The organism is Hymenobacter segetis, assembly GCF_054776495.1.
In genome coordinates this window covers 19,509-37,157 of the sequence record NZ_BAAHBV010000006.1, presented here as the reverse complement: position 1 = coordinate 37,157, position 17,649 = coordinate 19,509, and the positions used below count along the sequence as shown (strand labels likewise).

Genomic DNA, 17,649 nt, shown 5'->3' with positions numbered 1-17,649 from the left:
TTGTGCGGGCCTTTTTCTGCCTTTTGCCCGTTGTATGTCACGCACACTGTTTCGTTGGGTTGTATTCGTCTTGCTGCTGAGCGGTGCGCCATTCCTCAGCCGCGCCGGCGTTATCCGGGGCACGGTGAGCGGGGCCGATAAGGCTGGCCTGGCCTTCGCCAACGTGGCCGTGCGCGGCGCGGCCACCAGCACCGGGGCCAATGAGCAGGGCCAGTTCCAGCTGCGGCTGCCGGCCGGGCAGTACGAGCTGGTGTTCCAGTATGTGGGCTACAAGCAACACATCGAGCCCGTGCGTGTGCCCGGCGGCGACTCCACGCTCACCGTCAACGTCACGCTTCAGCCCGAGGCCTACAACCTGGGCGAGGTGCTGGTGAAGTCCTCCGACCGCGACCCGGCCTACGCCATCATCCAGGAAGCGCAGCAGTGGCGGGCCTACCACAAGCGCGAGGTGGCCGCTTACCGCGCCCGCATCTACATCAAAGCCCTGGGCCGCATCACCGACACGCCGGCCAAAATCATGGGCCTGTTCAAGCTGGGGCCGGACATCAAAAAGGGCATTTTCTACCTCTCCGAAACCGTGTCCGATTTTAGCTTCACGCAGCCCAACATCATCAAGGAAAAGATGCTATCGAGCCGCATCAGCGGCGACTCGCGGGGCATCAGCTTCAACCGGGCCAGCGCGGGGCGCAACCTGAGCTTCTATGAGAATCTGATAAATCCCGGGTTTTCGGAGCGCGGGTTCGTGTCGCCTATCGCGGGCAATGCCATGCTGTTTTACAAGTACGAGCTGGTGGGCAGTACCCCGCAGGGCGGCGTGCTGGTGCACAAAATCCGGGTGTTGCCGCGCCGCCGGACGGACCCCGTTTTCGCGGGCTTCATTTACATCGTGGACGGCTCCTGGCGCATCCATTCCGTCGATTTGCACCTGGATAAGGATGCCCAGCTCGACTATGTGGACGAGCTGCACCTGGCCCAGCAATACGCACCCGCGCCGGGCAATGCCAACGTCTGGCTCATCCAATCGCAGCAGGTCACCGCTAATCTTTCAGGTTTGGGTTTCAAAGGTTCGGGCTATATCACGGCCGTGCTTTCCAACTACGCCAACGTGGTGCCCACTTACCCCACGCCGCCCGAACCCAAGGCCGCGCCACCCGTGGTGGCCGAGGGCAAAAATGCCCCCGTAGGCCAGGAAACCGCCGCCCAAATCCGCAAGCGCAAGCCCGACCTGCGCGGCCTCAACGCCCAGGTGCGCAAGAAGGTGAAACAGGCCCAGCGTGACTCGCTCAAAAACGACATCTTCGCCCAGATGCCGCGCGGCGAGGTGCAGCTGGTGGAAAAAGGCGTGAACGAGCGCGACTCGGCCTACTGGGATGCCGTGCGCCCGGTGCCCCTCACCGCCGAGGAACAGAAGGATTACCACGTCAAGGACAGCACCGAAGTCATCCGCCGCTCACGCCCCTACCAGGATTCGATGGACCGCAAGCGCAACGAGTTCGAGCCCATCAGCCTGCTGCTGGGCGGCTACACGCACGTCAATAGCTTCAAGAAAACGTCGTTCTACGTGCTGCCGGTGTCGCAGATTTTTCAGTACAACACCGTGGAAGGGGCCGTGCTCAACGCCCAGGCCACCTTCCGCAAGCGCACCGACGACCGGCGAAATTTCAGCATCACGCCGGTGCTGCGCTACGGTTTCAGCAGCACCGAGCTGAACCCCAGCCTGGAGGCCAGCTGGCAGCTGCACCCGGCCCGCCGCCAGCAAATCGGCCTGAAAGCCGGCCGCACCATCGAGAATTTCGACAAAAACTCGCAGGTGACGCCGCTCATCAACACGCTCTATACGCTGTTTGACAACCGCAATTACGCCAAGCTCTACCGCCGCGACGGGGCCGAGCTCAGCTACCTCACCGAGCCGCTGACGGGCCTCACGCTGCTCACCACCGCCGCCTACTTCGACCGCCACGAGCTGTACAACACCACCGACCGGCTCATCTACGACGTGCCCGGCCGCGCCTTCACCCCCAACCGGCCCGTGAGCGACGAGCTGCCCGATACCGGATTCGGCCGCAGCCGCATCCTCACCGTGGCGCTCTCGGCCGATTTCAAGCCCGGCCAGCGCTACATCAGCCGGCCCGATGGCCGGTTCAACCTCGGCTCCAAGTGGCCCACTTTCAATGTGCAGGGCCGGCTGGCCATCCCGCACGCGCTGGGGGCCGATGTGCGCTACCTGCTGCTGCAAGCCGGCGTGCGCGATGCCGTGCCGCTGGGGCTGCTAGGTACCAGTAATTTCCGTGTGAACGTGGGCGGATTCGTGGGCAAACAGGAGGGGATGACCTTCATCGACTACCGCCACTTTTCCGGTAACCAAACCATCCTGGCCGGCAACTTCAGCAACTATCAGCTGCTGGACTACTACCGCTTCAGCACCAACAACACCTACCTCGAAGCCCATTACGACCACCACTTCAACGGCTTTATCTTCAACAAAGTCCCGCTCTTCCGCAAGCTGAAATGGCAGGAAGTGGCCTCGCTCAATTATCTCACTACCGCCCAAGCCGGCCACTACGTGGAGCTGGGCGCGGGTGTGGAGCACATCCTGAAAGTGCTGCGGGTTGATTTCTACACGGCCCTGCAAAGCGGGGAGCGGCTGGGCACGGGCGTGCGGATAGGCGTGGGTTTCTAGCGGTTGCGGATTGCCCGTATCATATTCGCCAGCGCGGCGGCCGGATAGGCTTTGCCCCGCGAAATCACGGCATCGATTTTTTTGATGTTGGCGATGTCTTCCAAGGGGTTGGCGGTCAGGAGCACCAAATCAGCGTCCTTGCCGGGGGCAATGGCCACGGTTTGCTCGGCCACGCCCATGAAGCGGGCCCCGTTGAGGGTAGCGGCTTGCAGCGCCTGGAGCGGCGTGAGGCCGGCTTTCACCAGCAAAATCACCTCTTCCTGGAGCGAGGCCCCGGGGTAAATGAACGAGTTGAACGGGCCGCTATCGGAGCCGGCCAGTAGCGTGACGCCAGCCGCCTGCATGGCCGGAATCATGCTCATGAACTTGGCTTCCAGATTCTTGCTGAAGTTCTGGCTGGCCAGCGGCTGCACGCGGGCGTTGGTGAGGCGGCGCTGATAGGTGGACTGAATCTTGGGGTCGATATAGGCCAGGAGGGTATCGCGGGCATGGTCGTTTTCGGGCAGCTCGGTCAGCGTTTTGCCGATGTAGAGCGTGGGCACGGCGGCCATGTGGCGCTTGGCCATGAGGGCGAAAATGCGGGCTGCCGCCGCCGGGCTGTAGGTGTCGTACACGGCGGGCAGCGTGGCAAACAGGCCCAGCGGCTTGCTCGTGCTCAGGCTGTTGCGCACCAGCGTAGTGAGGCTGTCTTCTTTGCCGGAGCAGGCTTTGAACACGTAGTACAAGTGCTCCGTCGCATCGAGGCCGCGTTTCACGGCGTCGCTCAGCTTCACGGAGTAGGGCATGTGGCCGGTGGTTTTCAGGCCGCGCCGCTGGGCCTGCCGAATGGTTTCGAGGTAGGCCGCGCCCGAAATCTTGCTGTCGTAAATCTTCACGTAGTCCACCTTTAGCCGCTGCAATGAGTCGAGCGCCTTGCTGATTTGGGCTTTGGTTTCGACTTCCAATGAGCCCGGCCAATAGGCGCCCGGCCCGTCAATTTTGGGGCCGGATGTGAAGATGCGCGGCCCGGCCAGCCGGCCCGCGTCCATGTCGCGCCGCCACTGGAAAATGCTCGGGGTGAGGTCGCCACCCGCGTCGCGCACCGTCGTGATGCCGTGGGCCAGAAACAGCGTCAGGCTTTTTTTATTGGCGGCGGCCAGGCTGTCGCCACCCCGAAAGTGCACGTGCATGTCCCAGAGGCCCGGTATCAGGTAGCGGCCGTTGCCGTTCACGTACTGCCGGGCGGCGTAGCTGTCTTTGTCGGCCAGCTGCACGCTCACGATTTTGCCCTTCGCGATGGCCACCACCTGGTTGGGCGTGAGCTGGCCCGTGCGCACGTCCACGATGGTCACATGGTTGATAACCACGTCGTAAATCTCCAGCTTAGTGGGGCGGCGGGCGCAGGTAGTAAGCAGCGCGGCCGCCAGCAAACCAAAAACAACTCGGGACAATTTCATTGCGGGCGGTGACAAACAGGGCCGGCAAAGTTAGCCCGGCAGGCGCACCGTGAACCGGGTGAATTTTCCTTCCTGCGTTTCGACGGTCAGCGTGCCCTGGTGGCCCTTCGTAATAATATCATACGCCAGCGACAGGCCCAGACCGGTGCCATCGCCGGCCGGCTTGGTGGTGAAGAAGGGCTGAAACACCCGCTCCGCCACGCTGGCCGCGATGCCGAAGCCGTTGTCGTATATTTCTACTTCTATCCATTCGCCCACGCGGCGCGTCTGTACGCTCACCTGGGGCTGAAAGCCGGGGCCGCTGGTGTGCTGGTGCTGCCGCACCGCATAAAAGGCATTGGCAAACAGGTTGAGCAGTGCCCGACCCAATTCCTGGGGCACGGCGGCCACGGTACCCACGGCCGGGTCGAAATGGGTTTCGAGCTCCACGGCGGGCGTGATTTCCTGGGCCGGCGCGCCCTGGTAGGCCAGGCGCAGGTTTTCGGCCACCAGGGCGTTGAGGTCGGTGGGCACGGGCTGCCGGGGGCCGGGGCGGGCGTGGGCCAGCATATCGGCGATGATGGCCGAGGCTCGCTGTCCGTGCGCGCTGATTTCGTGCAGATTCTGCTTCAAGCCGTCCAGTATCTGCTGCTCCAGGCCTTCGGGCTGAGCCGTGCCGTCGTGGTTTAGCAGGCCCACGCTCACGTCGGCAAACTTGCGCATGAAGGCCAGCGGGTTCTGCAGTTCATTGGCAATACCGGCCGAAAGTTCTCCCACAAATGCCCATTTCTCGGCTGCCACCAGCTGTGTCTGGATGGCGCGCACCTCGGTCAGGGCCTCGTCCAGAGCGTTGCGTTGGGCTTCAATCTGGGCGTTGCGCTCGTTCAGGAGGCGATTGGCGCGGCGCTGGCGGCGGTTGGCCCAGCCCAGCACCAGCGCTACCGTTAGCACCACCCCCAACAAGCTTAGCAGGCCGGCGCGCTGGTAGCTGGCGGTTTGCTGCTCCTGCGCCGCCCGCTGCCGGAGCTGCTGCTGCTGCTCAGTGAAAGCCAGTAATTCCAGCTGCCGAAACTTCTCGGGGCCAAAAAGGCTGTCGCGCGCCACCCCCGCCAGGCTCTGGTAATAAAAGGCACTGTCCGGGCGGTGGCGGGCCTTATAAAGCCGCGCCAGCAGCGCCCCGGCATCCATCACCGTGAGGCGATATGAGACGGCCTGGGCCTGGTGCAAGGCATCGCGGGCGTGCAGCAGGCTCGAATCGGGCTGGTGCAACTGCTCAAACAGCAGAGCCATGTGGTAGTGCGCCATGGCCCGGTTGCGCAAGTCGTTGGTAGCCTGGGTTTCGTGCAAGGCGCGGCGGTAGTAGGCAAATGCCTCCGGGTAGTGGCCCAGACGGGCCTGCACCATGCCCATGTTGCGCAGGGCCAGCGCCACGGCCAGCCGGGGCCGCAGGTTTTGGGCAAGGAGCCTTTCGGCCCGCTGCTGGAGGGCCAGCGCCGAATCGAGTTGATTGAGCTTCTCATAGCAACTGCCCAAGTTGGTGAGGGTGCCCGCCACCCACGGCAGCCGGTGCAGGCGGCGGTACAGCCCTTCCGAAGCCCGGTAGTACCTGATGGCCTGAGGGTACTGGCGCAAATCGAGGCTGATATTGCCCAGGCAGTTTAGGTTGTAGGCTTCACCTTCCAGGTCGTGGCTTTGACGGCTGAGCTGGAGGGCGATTGACTGATTGGCGTAGGCCTGGGGCAGCTCGCCGCGCTCGCGCAGCACCATGCCAATCATGCCCTGGGCACGGCCCCGGCCCTTGTCAAAATTCAATCGGCGCGAGAGCTGCCAAGCCTCCTGAGCCAGGTACATGGTCGAATCGGGCTGCGAGGCCCGGTAGGTGCGGCCCAGCTCTAGGAGCAGCAGCACCCGGGCCGAGTCGGCCGGGGTGTGAGCCAGGATGCGCCGCAGGCTATCGGTAGCTGGGCTTTGGGCGCGGGCATAATGCCCCCAGCCAGCGAGGGATAGCCACACAAATAGCAGCAGCAGGCGTGCGGCCGGAACAGGCATTGGAGGAGCGGAAAGAAGGAAGCGGAAAGGACGAAAGGCTTGCAAGCCCCGGGCTGGGAGAGGAACGCTAGGACGGCTTGCGAATTGCAGGTAGTTACGTAAAAACCGAGATAGTCGGCTTGCCGATTAAATTGAAAACAAAATAGTCTGCAGAAGTATCCGAGGAATTTTTTAATAGGGCATAATGTGTTGAAAATAAATATAATGCCAACAAATTTTTCGGCTGCCAAGCTTGCCGCAATGGTGCCGCGCAGTGCGCGCCAGGGCTTGGCAATGGCTTGATTGGTCGTGCAGATTATTGGAGTGAGACATGAAAAAGGCCGTTTCGAGCAATCGAAACGGCCTTTTGAATTTTATTGTCAGCGCGTTGTACTCAGTGCTGTGCTACCGCGCTACATCGGCTTCTTGCGCGTCTCCTGAAACTTCTTCAGCTGCGGGTCAATCTGCTTTTTATCGCCCACCACCACAATGGTCATGGCTTCCGGCCGCACGTACTTGCGAGCGGTTTCGCTCACCTGCTGGGGCGTCACGGCGTTGATGTTTTTGACTTGCTCGGTGAGGTAGGTTTCGGGCAGGCCGTGGAGGTCGAGGGTGTTGAGCTGGCCAATGATGCCGCCGGGGTTGGAGTTGCGCAGCACAAACATGCCGCCCTCGTAGTTCTGAATGCCTTTCAGCTCCTCGGCGGTGGGCGGCGTCTTTTGCAGGCGCTCCACTTCGTTCATGATTTCGCGCAGCGAGTTATAGGTGTCGGCGGTGGTCACGTCGGCGTTTTCGCTCCAGTTGCCGGTGCGGTAGTGGGTTTCCACGTAGCTGTAGGGCGAATACGTGTAGCCCTTGTCTTCCCGGATGTTGCGCGTAATGCGCGAGCCAAACGAGCCGCCGAGCAGCGAGTTCATCACCCGCAGGCGGATGAAATCGGGGTTTGTGGGGTCGATGACCGGCAGGCCCACCACGATGGTGGACTGCGGCGCGTTGGGCCGGTCCTGGGTCAGCACATCGCCCCGCGTCAGCGGCTTGGCTACCTCGATGAGCGGGGCCGGGCCTTTGGTGAAGTCTTTCCACGCACTGGTAATGGCCTGGCGCAGAGCAGGGCTATCAAAGCGCCCGGCCGCGTACACGCTGATGCGCTGGGCTCCGTATTGGTTTTTGTAGAAGTTCTGCACCATTTCCAGCGTCAGCGCATCGAGCTGGGCATCGGTCGGCAGCGGGCGGCCATACGGGTGGCTGCCGTAGATGGCGGCCGAGTATTTCTGGCGGGCCTGGGTGCCGGGGTAGGAGCGAGCCAGGTTCATCTGGCGCTTCAGGTCGGCTTTGAGGCGGGGCAGCTCCGAGGCCGGCAGTGCCGGATTCATCACCACCTCGGCCAGGAGGGCGGCCAGCTGCGGCGCGTACTCGCTCAGGCAACTGGCCCAGAGCGTAGTCTGGTCGGCCCCCGCCGAAATACTGAGCGAGCCGCCCATGCGTGCCACTTTCTCGGCCAGTTGGGTGGCCGTCATGCTCGGGGTTCCTTCTTGCAAAAGCTTGGCCAGCAGGTCGGCCACGGCCACTTCGTTGGCGGCTTCGTGCACGTTGCCGGCCTGAATGGCCACCATCATGGTCACTTTGGGGACTTGGCCGTAGGGCACCAGCCGCGCCTTCAGGCCATTATCGAGGGTGAATTCTTCCTTGGCGGGCAGGGCAAAGTCGCGCGGGGCGCTGCCGGGCGGGGGCGTCTGCTTGGGCGCAGCCGTAGCGTTGGCGGCGGCCACGGCTTTGGCCACGCTGGCGGCCCGCGCGGTGGTGGGTTTGGCTGTTGGTTTGGATTTGGCTGGGGCTTTCTGGGCCTGCGCTCCCGGCGCAGCCGTAGCAACAAGGGCGGCACTGAGCAGCCCGATAATCAGCTTGTTCATGGCGATGAGTAGGAGGGAAGGCTAGCTCTTGGCCAGCGGGTTGACGGTGAGAATGGTGCGGTTGCCGGGCCGCAGGTATTCCTTGATGGTCTTCTGCATCAGTTCAGGCGTCACCTTGCGGAACTCGCTCTCGATGCGGTTGATGCGCGCCGGGTCGTTATCAAACAGCGCAAACGCCGCCAGCAAATCGGCCCGCCCAAAGTTGTCGGACCCGCTCACCTGGTCATAAAAAGCAGAGCGGATTTTCACCATCGCCAAATCCAGCGTGGCCTGGTCGATGCCGGTTTTGGCCAAGCGGTTAATTTCCTGGTCGAGCACGCCCACCACCGAGTCGGCCTGCACGCTGGGGTCGTACACGAGGCTGCCCATCCACAGCATCGGGCCGTTGTAGTTGAACTGGTTGCCGAGGTCCGAATTGATGCCGCCGCTCACGCCGTCGGAGTAGCCGCGTTTCTGCACCAGCGCCTGGTAGAGGCGGCTGTCGTTGCCTTGCAGCAGAATCTGGTCCAGCATCACCAGCGCATAATACTCGGGCGTGTTGCGCTCGGGCATGTGGTAGGCGAAGGCCAGCGCCGGCTTGTTGGCCAGCTTGTCGTCCTTCGAAAACCGCTGTTCCTGTTCCTGGCGCGGCTCCGTAAGGTCGGGCTTGGGCGGCTGCGGGGCGCTGGGAATATTGCCGTAGTATTTCTGCACCCAGGCCTTGGCTTCGGCAGGCTCAAAGTCGCCCACCACGGCCAGCACAGCGTTGTTGGGGGCGTAGTAGGTTTTGAAAAAGTCCTTGGTATCAGCCAGGTTGGCCGCGTCGAGGTCCTTCAAATCGCCGTAGAAATTGTGCGCGTTGTTCCAGTTCTTGTTGGCCTTCTGCGGCATATCCAGCCACGGAAAGCCGCCGTAGGGCTGGTTGAGTACGTTCACGCGCACCTCGCTTTTTACCACGCCCTGCTGGTTGGTCAGGTTGCTTTGGTTGATGGCCAGCCCGCGCATCCGGTCGGCCTCGGCCCACAGAATGGTTTCCAGTTTATTGCTCGGCACCACTTCAAAGTAGTTCGTGAAATCGAACCGCGTCGAGCCGTTCAATGCCCCGCCGTTCTTCTGAATCAGCTGAATAAACTCGGCCTTGCCCAGGTTCTGCGAACCCTGAAACATCAGGTGCTCAAACAAATGGGCAAAGCCCGTCCGGTTGCGCGGCTCCGTCCGGAAGCCCACCGCGTAGTACGCCGCCACCGTGGCCGTGGGCGCGGTGTGGTCGGGCGAGAGCACCACCCGCAGCCCATTCGGCAGCGTGTAGTACTCCACCGGAATCTCAAAGGCGGGCCCGGCCGGCGTGGGGGCGGCCATCGCAGTGGGAGCGGCGCTGGGCGCGGCCGGGGCCGTGACTACCGACGTGGCTTGGTGGCTGCACGCCCCCAGTGCCAGCGCGGCGGCCGGCAGCCCCAGCAGCCTAAGGCCGAGATTATTAAACTGTCTCATAGGTGAAAAGGTGTGAAATGGGAGTAAAGTGGATTCGATTTACAAAATATTGAGCAAAAGCTGGTAATGCCTTGCTGCCAACCGGCGGCTAATGGCTTCTGCCGCACAGATGCCGCGTTTGCGCCAGGGGTTGTTCGCCATCAGCTGAAAAGCCACTGCCGAAAGCCCGCACCGTTTTTTGCCGGACCTTTGCCCCATCATGCTCTTCCCCCGCTTCCTCGACCTGCCCGCCCGCGTATCCGGCCACCTGCTGCAAGCCCCCGCCGATGCCTCGGCCGAAGTGCGCCACCTGCTGCTCGATAGCCGCCGCGTGGGCCCGCCCGCCGGGGCCGTGTTCTTCGCCCTGCGCGGCCCCAGCCACAACGGTCACCGCTACCTGCCCGACCTCTACGCCCAAGGCGTGCGCCAGTTTATTGTGGAAGAAAATGCGGCCCTGCCCGGCGGCCTGGCCGCTTATGCCGGGGCCGGCATCCTGGCCGTAGCCAGCCCACTGGCGGCCTTGCAAGCGCTGGCCGCCGCCCACCGCGCCGAATTTCACGGCACGGTCATCGGCATCACCGGTTCCAATGGCAAGACTATCGTGAAGGAGTGGCTGGCCCAGCTCCTGAGCCCAGATGAGGATATCTGTCGCTCGCCGCGCTCCTACAACTCGCAGGTGGGCGTGCCGCTAAGTGTGTGGGAGTTGAACCCCGCGCGCCACACGGTGGGGATTTTTGAAGCCGGCATTTCCGAAGTAGGGGAGATGGCCCGGCTGGCCCACATCATCCAACCCACCGAAGGCATTTTTACCAATCTGGGCACGGCCCACGACGCCGGCTTTGCCTCCGAAGAACAGAAGCTGCGGGAGAAGCTGCAGCTGTTTCAGGGTCCGGGTTTCCAGCGCTTATTCTACTGCGCCGACCAGCCAATGGTGCGCACAGCCGTGGCCGCACAGCAAATCCCGACCTTCTGCTGGACGCGCCTGCCCCAGCAACCCGCCGACCTGCGCTTCACCACCGAAGCCAGCCCCGCCCACACCACCCGTCTGCACGCCGACTACCCCGCCACCGGCCTCAGCGCCGCCTTCACGCTGCCCTTCGCCGACGAGCCCTCCATCGAAAACGCGCTGCACTGCTTGGCCGTGCTGCTGCACCGGCAGGTAGAGCCTGCCGAGATTCAGCGCCGCCTGCTGCGCCTGCACCCCGTGGCCATGCGCCTGGAAATGAAGCTAGGCCGCCACGATTCCTACCTGCTCGACGATACTTATAATAACGACCTCGCCGGCCTGGCCCTGGCCCTCAATGCCCTGGCCCGCCAGAGCCGCCCCGGTCGCCGCACCCTCATTCTCAGCGATGTGCTGGAATCGGGCCTGAGAAGCCCGGAGCTATATGCCCGCGTGGCCGCCCTGCTGCCGGCGGCCGGCGTGAGCCGGCTGGTGGGCATTGGAGAGGAGATTTCTCAGTTAAGGGTTGGCGCTTTAAGCATTGAGTCCAACGAACCAGCCAACCAGCTCTCAACCGAATTCTTCCCCACCACCGAAGCCTTCCTCGCCCAACTCAACCCTACGGATTTCGCCCACGAAACCATCCTTATTAAAGGAGCGCGCCGCTTTGGGTTCGAGCGCATCGTGGCCGCCTTACAGGCCCAGCAGCACGGCACGGTGCTCGAAGTCAACCTCGACGCCCTCAGCCACAACCTCCAGCACTACCGCCGCCAGCTGAACCCCGGCACCAAGCTCATGGTGATGGTGAAAGCCTTCGCCTACGGCGCGGGCTCCTACGAAGTGGCCAGCCTGCTCGAATTTCAGCGGGCCGACTACCTCGCCGTGGCCTACGCCGACGAAGGCATCGCCCTGCGCGAAGCCGGAATCAGCCTGCCCATCATGGTGATGAACGCCGCCCCCGATGCCTTCGAAGCCCTCCGCCGCTACCGCCTGGAGCCCGAAATCTACTCCTTCGAAATGCTGGACGAGTACCTTGCCACCTTCGATATTCCCACCGAAAACGCGCTGCCCGCCCCCAAAATCCACCTCAAGCTCGATACCGGTATGCGCCGCCTCGGCTTCGACGAAGCCGACCTGCCGGCCTTGGCCGCCCGCCTGCGCCAGCACGCCACCCGCCTGCCCGTGGCCAGCATGATGACCCACCTCGCCGCCGCCGACGACCCCGGCCACGACGATTTCACCCACGAGCAGTTGGCAGCCTTCCGCCGCATGACCACCGCTCTGGAAGCCGCCCTGGGCCATCCTGTGCTCAAGCACGCTCTGAACTCGGCCGGCATCCTGCGCTTCCCGGAGGCGCAGTTCGACATGGTGCGCCTCGGCATCGGCCTCTACGGCGTGGATGCCAGCAACACCGCCGACCCCGCCACCCTGCGCCCCGTGAGCCAGCTGCGCACCACCATTTCCCAGATTAAAACCCTGCCCGCCGGCTTCACCGTGGGCTACGGCCGCCGGGGCACGGCCGCCGCCACCGAGCGCCGCATCGCCACGCTGGCCATTGGCTACGCTGATGGCTACGACCGCCGCTTCGGCAACGGCACGGGCACGGTGCTCATCCACGGCCAGGCAGCCCCACTGGTGGGCTCGGTGTGCATGGATATGTGCATGGTGGACGTGACAAATATCCCGGCCGCCCGGGCCGGCGATGTGGCCCTGGTCTTCGGCGAAGGCCTGCCATTGCCGGAGCTGGCCGGCCGCATCGGTACCATCGCCTACGAGCTGCTCACCAACGTGAGCGAGCGGGTGAAACGGGTATTCGTGAGCGAATAAGCGTTGCGATTCAGTGACTTGAGGGCTCTGCCAACGTGCATAAGTTGCTGATTTTGCCCTGTAAGTCAGCCAAATTCAGCCGGCAAAATGCTTGGTCCAACGCCGAAATATGATATTTTTTTGTGCTGAGGTCCGTGCGCGTAATGTTGGCAAGGTATTTATTTTGCTACTTTACATCTGGTGTAATGCGCCCGGAATACCTTTGGGGTAGCCCAGAGCTTTGTGATGCTCTTTAGTAATATGAAAACCAATACGTTCTTTCCTCTTCGCTTCGTCAGCGGTGCCTTTTTCTGCTTGGCCCTGGCGGTTTCTGCGCATGCTGATTCTCAGGCTCAAACGCCCGCTCCCGTGGCCGCTGCCGCCACCGATGTGCCGCCCCTCGATGGCCTCTGGAAAGGCCCGCTTAAAGTGCCCGGCGGCCAGCTCGAAGTCATCTTCCGCTTCGTGAAACTCACCGGCGGCGAATACTTCTGCACCCTCGATGTACCGCTCCAGAAAGTGAGCCGCATGAACGTGAAGACTGAAATCAAAGGCGACACCGTGCGCCTGTACGCCGAAGAAGCCGCCACCCGCTTCGTGGGCCGTGTCTCGGCCGATGGCAAGCAGATGGCCGGCACCTGGCAGTCGCCCGGCTTCAAAGTGCCGATGACGCTCACGTTCAGTGCCCTGCCGGCCATGAATGCCAAAAACGTGCGCCTCACCCCGCCCTACCGCGAGGAAGAAGCCACGTTCAGCAACCTCGCCGTGAATGCCCGCCTCAGCGGCATGCTCACAATTCCGGCTGGTCCGGGGCCGTTCCCGGCCGTGGTACTGCTCAGCGACAGCGGCCCGCACGACCGCGACGGCACCGTGGGCGATTTCGCCCCGCTGGGCCAGTTGGCCGACTACCTCACCCGCCGCGGCGTGGCCGTGCTCCGTTTCGATGACCGGGGCGTGGGCAAGTCCGGCGGCACCCCCGCCGTCACTACCGAAGACCTGGTGACCGATGCCCAAGCCGGCCTAAATTTCCTGCGCACCCGCCCCGAAATCGACCTGTCGCACTTGGGCCTGGTGGGCCACGGCGAGGGTGGCAACGTAGCCTTGCTGGCTGCCGCTCAGCCCTTGCCCCCCGCTTTTGTAGTCACGCTGGCCGCCTACGGCCTGCCCGGCCGCGACATTGTGGTGCAGCAACAGGCCACCACGCTGCGCACCCTGGGCACCGAAGGCGCTCAGATTGAAGCCGCTACCAAGCGCCAGCAGGCCATGCTCGAAATCATCCGTCAGACCACCGACAATGCCCAGGCTCAGGCCATCGTGGCCAATATGCTGAAGCAGAACAACGCCGCCATCGACAACGCCACGGCCCAGGCCAGCGCCGCCGAAATGACTTCGGCCCGCTACCGCTACTTCCTGGCTTTCAACCCAGTCGATAAGCTGCCGGCCGTCAATTGCCCCGTGCTGTTGCTCAATGGCACCTCCGACCTCACCATCAACGCCGACGCCAACATGACGGCCCTCACCAAAGGCCTGAAAAACAACAAGAACATCACGGCCAAGAAGCTGGTGGGCGTCAATCACCTCTTCCAGCCCGACCCGTCTAAGTGGCCGGTTATCAACGGCCAGCCCCAGCCCAACTTCTCGCCCGAAGCCGAGGAAACCATTCGGGAATGGATTGTAGCCCAGTCCAAGAAGTAAAGCCTGCTTGGCTTGTCCAATCAATACAGCCAATAAAAAAGGCCCTGCTGATGAGCAGGGCCTTTTTTATTGGCTAATGCGCTGTCGAGCTGAATCACTCAGCCCGCTTGCATTACTACTTAATCATATCAACCTCGGCCTTAATCATGGCGTTGTAGCGGCGGCCCTGGCCGTTGGCCAGCGTCAGCAGGTTCCAGCCCTTGCCGATGGTGTAGCTCCAGGTGCGGCTTTCCTTGTATTCGAAGGTGGGACGCATAATCTGGCCATAGGGCGTGTAGTTGTCCATGAAGTTGGTGGTGTAGAACTTATCACCGCCCACAATCCACTCCATGGCTACGAAAAAGCCTTCCTCGGGTGCCGGGATGTTGTAGGTGCTCAGGTCGATGGTGTACCACTCGCCGCCCCGGGCGGCCGACACTACCACGTTCTCGGTGAGCAGGTCGGTATTGGGGGCGTTGTAGTTGCCGTCGGCCTTATAGATACGAACACGGAATGGCTCACGCGGGAAACCGTTCTCACCAATGTAGAAGGACACGGTGCGTACGTTGCCGAGCTTCTTCTGCTTGTCGTTCTTCACGAAGAAAGCGTACTGCGAGCCCGGCAGGCCCTGAATCATGCCCTCGCCGGGGTTGTTCGACTTCGAGCCCAGCTCCAGGTTTTTGAGCTTGCCGCCCTTCACGGTCACGTTCGACAGCTCAATCACGCGCTTTTTCAGCTCGATGATGAGGTCTTCGGTGCTGCCACGCTTGATAAATACGGCGCTGCGCTCGTAGCCGAGCGTCATCACGATAAGGGAGTCTTGGCTGGTTTTTTCGAGACCGGCCAACTGGAAATAACCGTATTCGTTCGTGAGCGCCCCGGTGCCCTCTTCGCGCAAACCGATGGAAGCGAACGGAACCGGGTCCTTGGTTTTGGCATCCACGACGCGGCCCGTAATGCGGTTTTCCTGCGCCCAGCTCAGCGCCGGCAACAGCAACAGAAAGACCAGAGCGAGAAAAGGTATGCGTTTCATCATCGCCAAAAATAATTTATAATGGGTTGTAGTCTGGCAAATTTACAAATTTTGAGTCACTCTGGTAACATCCTTTCTTCTACAAGGCACGTATTAGCGCGCTATATGTAATTTTTTTTTCTCTGCGTAACCGCGGGAGTCTGATTTTATTGCTGTACAACCCCATCGGACTGCGCTGGACGCTTTTGAAGGAACCCGGTAATAATACGTCCGGCAAATGGAAAAATAAAAAAATTAACATTACTGAATGCTTCCCCGTATTGGGACCGGAATCGTTTTCCAGAACTTACCCACTTCATTTCATGAAAAAATCCTTCTTTTCCCTGTTGGCAGTTGCTACACTGCTGGCTAGCTGTGAAACCAAACATTCTGAAACCAAAGACCAACTCGGCGAAGCCGGCCAGGACACGGCCGTGATGGCCCGCGATGGGAAAACAGTGGCCGATGTGGCCAACTCCGCCGGTGCCGCCGTCGACAATGCCTGGGATATGGGCAAAGCCAAGCTGGCCGACGTAAAATTCAAAGAAATCACCCTGCCCGGCGTGTCGGTGCGCGGCGACAGCACCTATAACGTGTACAGCGTCGACGAAAAAGTGCTGTTCGATACCGACAAAGCCGACATCAAGCCCGGCGCCGCCGAAGCTCTGAAGCAAGTCACCGGCTCCATCAACCAGCGCTACAACGCCAGCCAGGTGCGCGTGATGGGTTTTGCCGACTCGCGCGGCGACAAAAGCTACAACAAGGACTTGAGCGCGAAGCGCGCCGAGGCCGTGAAGAACTATCTGGTCGCCAACGGCAACATTGCCGCCACCCGCGTGAGCGTGGAGCCGATGGGCGAAGCCATGCCCGCCGCCACGAACGCCACAGCCGCCGGCCGCCAAGAAAACCGCCGGGTAGAAATCGCGGTTCGCACCAAATAAGCAGCCCAGTAGCGTGGCCGTCGGCTTAGGTTGCTGATGCCCACGATATGCAAACCAAAAAGCCCCTGCGGTATATCGCAGGGGCTTTTTTTGATTTTAATAATATAGCCCTGAGTAAGAGCGGATAGGAATAAAGCTGAACCATAACAGGGCGTTTTGCGGCAATGTTGATAACGCCTCATATTGCAGCAGTAGCACTACAGTGCAAATATTTATCTGTTATTTTGTATTGCTGTTTTAAGGATTCGGGTTCCAATACTGAGTAAATGAATTTACTATATACAGTATGCTAATGCTTATCTTTCGGGGCCATAAGTCCAGTTAAGTTTTTATAGAATGAGAAGAAGTTTACTATGCGTTCTTCTGTTGTTGGGGATAACGAGTGCCGTTTTGGGCCGGGCCACCGTGCGGGCTCCCCAGAGCCGTTTGCCCTTGGGAGGCCTGTGGAAGGGTAAGCTCCCAGTGTTGGGTGGCAACCTGGATTTGACCATCAGTGTGATTCCGCTGGCGGGTGGCAAGTATTTTGCCGCCCTTGATGTGCCTGCCCAGAAGGTGAGCCGCATGGTGACGGAGGTGACCGTGCGCGGCGACTCAGTGCTGCTGTGGATGCCGGCCGCCGGCAGCCGCTACGCCGCCCGCCTCGACACGGTGCGCCGCGAACTGAACGGGGTCTGGACGCAGGCGGGGGTGAAGTCGGCGGTGCGGCTGCTGCATTCGCCCATGCCCTCCGTTACGGGCCAGGGCACGCGCTTGGCCCCGCCCTATCGCGAAGAAGAAGTGGTGTTCAACAACCCCTCGGCCCGCCTCAATTTTGCCGGCATGCTGACCGTGCCCGCCGGCCCGGGGCCCTTCCCGGCTGTGGTGATGGTGAGCGACATCGGTGCCCAGGACCGCGACGGTACCGTGGGCAACTACCACCTGATGGGCTCGTTGGCCGACTACCTTACCCGGCGTGGCATCGCTGTGCTGCGCTACGACGACCGGGGCGTGGGCCAGAGCGGCGGCAGCACCAGCGCCGCCACTACGGCCATGCTGGTGAGCGACGTGCAGGCTGCCGTGAACTTCCTGCGGGCGCGCTTGGAAATCAATATCAACCGCATCGGCGTGCTAGGCCACGGCGAAGGGGCCAACGTGGCCTTGCTGGCGGCCGGCCAGCCCTTGCCGCCGGCCTTTGTGGTGGCGCTGGCGGGCTATGGCCTGCCCGGCGAGCAAACCCTGCTGCAACAATTAGTTGACGAGCAACGGGCCAAAAAAGTGGCCCCGCTGGAAATCCAGGCGGCTTACGAGCGCAAGCGGACGATGTACGACATCATCCGGCAAACCAATCCGCCGCAGTCGCAGGCCATTGTGAGCAACATATTGCGGCAGGACCAGCCCACGCTGGAGCCCCAGGCGGCCCAGGCGGCGGCCGCCCAGCTGCTCACGCCCTGGCGGCGGTACTTCCTGTCCTTCGACCCCATTGCCGACCTCGACCAAGTGCGCTGCCCCGTGCTGCTGCTCAGCGGTACCGACGATGCTGAGGCTCCCGCCGACCTGCATTTGGTCGCACTGGAAAAAGAGCTGAAAAGCGTGAACCATAACGTCACCGTGAAGCGCCTGCCGGGCGTGAACCACCTGTTTCAGCCCCCAAAAACCGAGTGGACGCTGATGAACGGCGAGATGAAACCCCTGTTTTCGCCCGTGGCGCAGGAAACCATCCGGGAATGGCTGGTGAGCCTGGATGCGAAGAAGCAGCCCACTAGTAAGGCCGACCACTGATAGATACACTGCAAGCACCATGCTATATCAAAA

Annotated in this window: 10 protein-coding genes; 5 read left to right on the top strand and 5 right to left on the bottom strand. The window is 61.9% G+C overall.

Annotation, left to right across the window (positions count from 1 at the left end; all coding sequences use genetic code 11):
- Positions 1 to 34 precede the first annotated feature (34 nt).
- On the top strand, positions 35 to 2,680 hold the full coding sequence (locus ACYU70_RS22320; RefSeq protein ID WP_342299330.1) for a DUF5686 and carboxypeptidase regulatory-like domain-containing protein: 2,646 nt from the start codon (positions 35 to 37) through the stop codon (positions 2,678 to 2,680).
- Here ACYU70_RS22320 and ACYU70_RS22315 read toward each other — a convergent pair.
- From ACYU70_RS22315 to ACYU70_RS22300, 4 genes are all read right to left on the bottom strand, one after another.
- Positions 2,677 to 4,116: an amidohydrolase family protein gene (locus ACYU70_RS22315; protein WP_342299332.1), complete on the bottom strand. Its 1,440-nt coding sequence runs from the start codon at positions 4,114 to 4,116 to the stop codon at positions 2,677 to 2,679. The genes ACYU70_RS22320 and ACYU70_RS22315 overlap by 4 nt on opposite strands.
- A gap of 30 nt (positions 4,117 to 4,146) precedes the next feature.
- Positions 4,147 to 6,144, bottom strand: coding sequence for an ATP-binding protein (locus ACYU70_RS22310; protein ID WP_342299333.1), 1,998 nt, complete (start codon positions 6,142 to 6,144; stop codon positions 4,147 to 4,149).
- A gap of 392 nt (positions 6,145 to 6,536) precedes the next feature.
- Positions 6,537 to 8,033, bottom strand: coding sequence for a M16 family metallopeptidase (locus tag ACYU70_RS22305; RefSeq protein WP_342299335.1), 1,497 nt, complete (start codon positions 8,031 to 8,033; stop codon positions 6,537 to 6,539).
- Positions 8,034 to 8,054: 21 nt separating this feature from the next.
- Positions 8,055 to 9,503 (bottom strand): M16 family metallopeptidase, encoded by a 1,449-nt coding sequence (locus ACYU70_RS22300; protein WP_342299337.1) that lies wholly within the window; start codon positions 9,501 to 9,503, stop codon positions 8,055 to 8,057.
- A 199-nt stretch (positions 9,504 to 9,702) separates the two neighbouring features.
- On the opposite strand from ACYU70_RS22300, the gene ACYU70_RS22295 reads away from it, so the two are divergent.
- Both ACYU70_RS22295 and ACYU70_RS22290 read left to right on the top strand, forming a co-directional pair.
- Positions 9,703 to 12,252 (top strand): bifunctional UDP-N-acetylmuramoyl-tripeptide:D-alanyl-D-alanine ligase/alanine racemase, encoded by a 2,550-nt coding sequence (locus ACYU70_RS22295; protein ID WP_342299339.1) that lies wholly within the window; start codon positions 9,703 to 9,705, stop codon positions 12,250 to 12,252.
- Positions 12,253 to 12,492: 240 nt separating this feature from the next.
- Positions 12,493 to 13,926, top strand: coding sequence for an alpha/beta hydrolase family protein (locus tag ACYU70_RS22290; protein WP_460616135.1), 1,434 nt, complete (start codon positions 12,493 to 12,495; stop codon positions 13,924 to 13,926).
- A gap of 115 nt (positions 13,927 to 14,041) precedes the next feature.
- On the opposite strand, the gene ACYU70_RS22285 is transcribed toward ACYU70_RS22290, so the two are convergent.
- Positions 14,042 to 14,938 carry a carboxypeptidase-like regulatory domain-containing protein gene (locus ACYU70_RS22285; RefSeq protein ID WP_342299343.1) on the bottom strand — a complete coding sequence of 299 codons (897 nt, stop codon included), beginning with the start codon at positions 14,936 to 14,938 and terminating at the stop codon, positions 14,042 to 14,044.
- Between the two features lie 302 nt (positions 14,939 to 15,240).
- Here ACYU70_RS22285 and ACYU70_RS22280 point away from each other — a divergent pair, with 302 nt between their 5' ends.
- Together ACYU70_RS22280 and ACYU70_RS22275 are read left to right on the top strand one after the other, a co-directional pair.
- Positions 15,241 to 15,858 carry an OmpA family protein gene (locus tag ACYU70_RS22280; protein ID WP_342299344.1) on the top strand — a complete coding sequence of 206 codons (618 nt, stop codon included), beginning with the start codon at positions 15,241 to 15,243 and terminating at the stop codon, positions 15,856 to 15,858.
- A gap of 426 nt (positions 15,859 to 16,284) precedes the next feature.
- On the top strand, positions 16,285 to 17,616 hold the full coding sequence (locus ACYU70_RS22275; RefSeq protein WP_460616134.1) for an alpha/beta hydrolase family protein: 1,332 nt from the start codon (positions 16,285 to 16,287) through the stop codon (positions 17,614 to 17,616).
- Positions 17,617 to 17,649: the final 33 nt, after the last annotated feature.

Bases quoted from the DNA above. Each gene is read 5' to 3' on its own strand.
- ACYU70_RS22320 (WP_342299330.1), top strand. From the start codon at position 35: ATGTCACGCACACTGTTTCGTTGGGTTGTATTCGTCTTGCTGCTGAGC.
- ACYU70_RS22315 (WP_342299332.1), bottom strand. From the start codon at position 4,116: ATGAAATTGTCCCGAGTTGTTTTTGGTTTGCTGGCGGCCGCGCTGCTT.
- ACYU70_RS22310 (WP_342299333.1), bottom strand. From the start codon at position 6,144: ATGCCTGTTCCGGCCGCACGCCTGCTGCTGCTATTTGTGTGGCTATCC.
- ACYU70_RS22305 (WP_342299335.1), bottom strand. From the start codon at position 8,033: ATGAACAAGCTGATTATCGGGCTGCTCAGTGCCGCCCTTGTTGCTACG.
- ACYU70_RS22300 (WP_342299337.1), bottom strand. From the start codon at position 9,503: ATGAGACAGTTTAATAATCTCGGCCTTAGGCTGCTGGGGCTGCCGGCC.
- ACYU70_RS22295 (WP_342299339.1), top strand. From the start codon at position 9,703: ATGCTCTTCCCCCGCTTCCTCGACCTGCCCGCCCGCGTATCCGGCCAC.
- ACYU70_RS22290 (WP_460616135.1), top strand. From the start codon at position 12,493: ATGAAAACCAATACGTTCTTTCCTCTTCGCTTCGTCAGCGGTGCCTTT.
- ACYU70_RS22285 (WP_342299343.1), bottom strand. From the start codon at position 14,938: ATGAAACGCATACCTTTTCTCGCTCTGGTCTTTCTGTTGCTGTTGCCG.
- ACYU70_RS22280 (WP_342299344.1), top strand. From the start codon at position 15,241: ATGAAAAAATCCTTCTTTTCCCTGTTGGCAGTTGCTACACTGCTGGCT.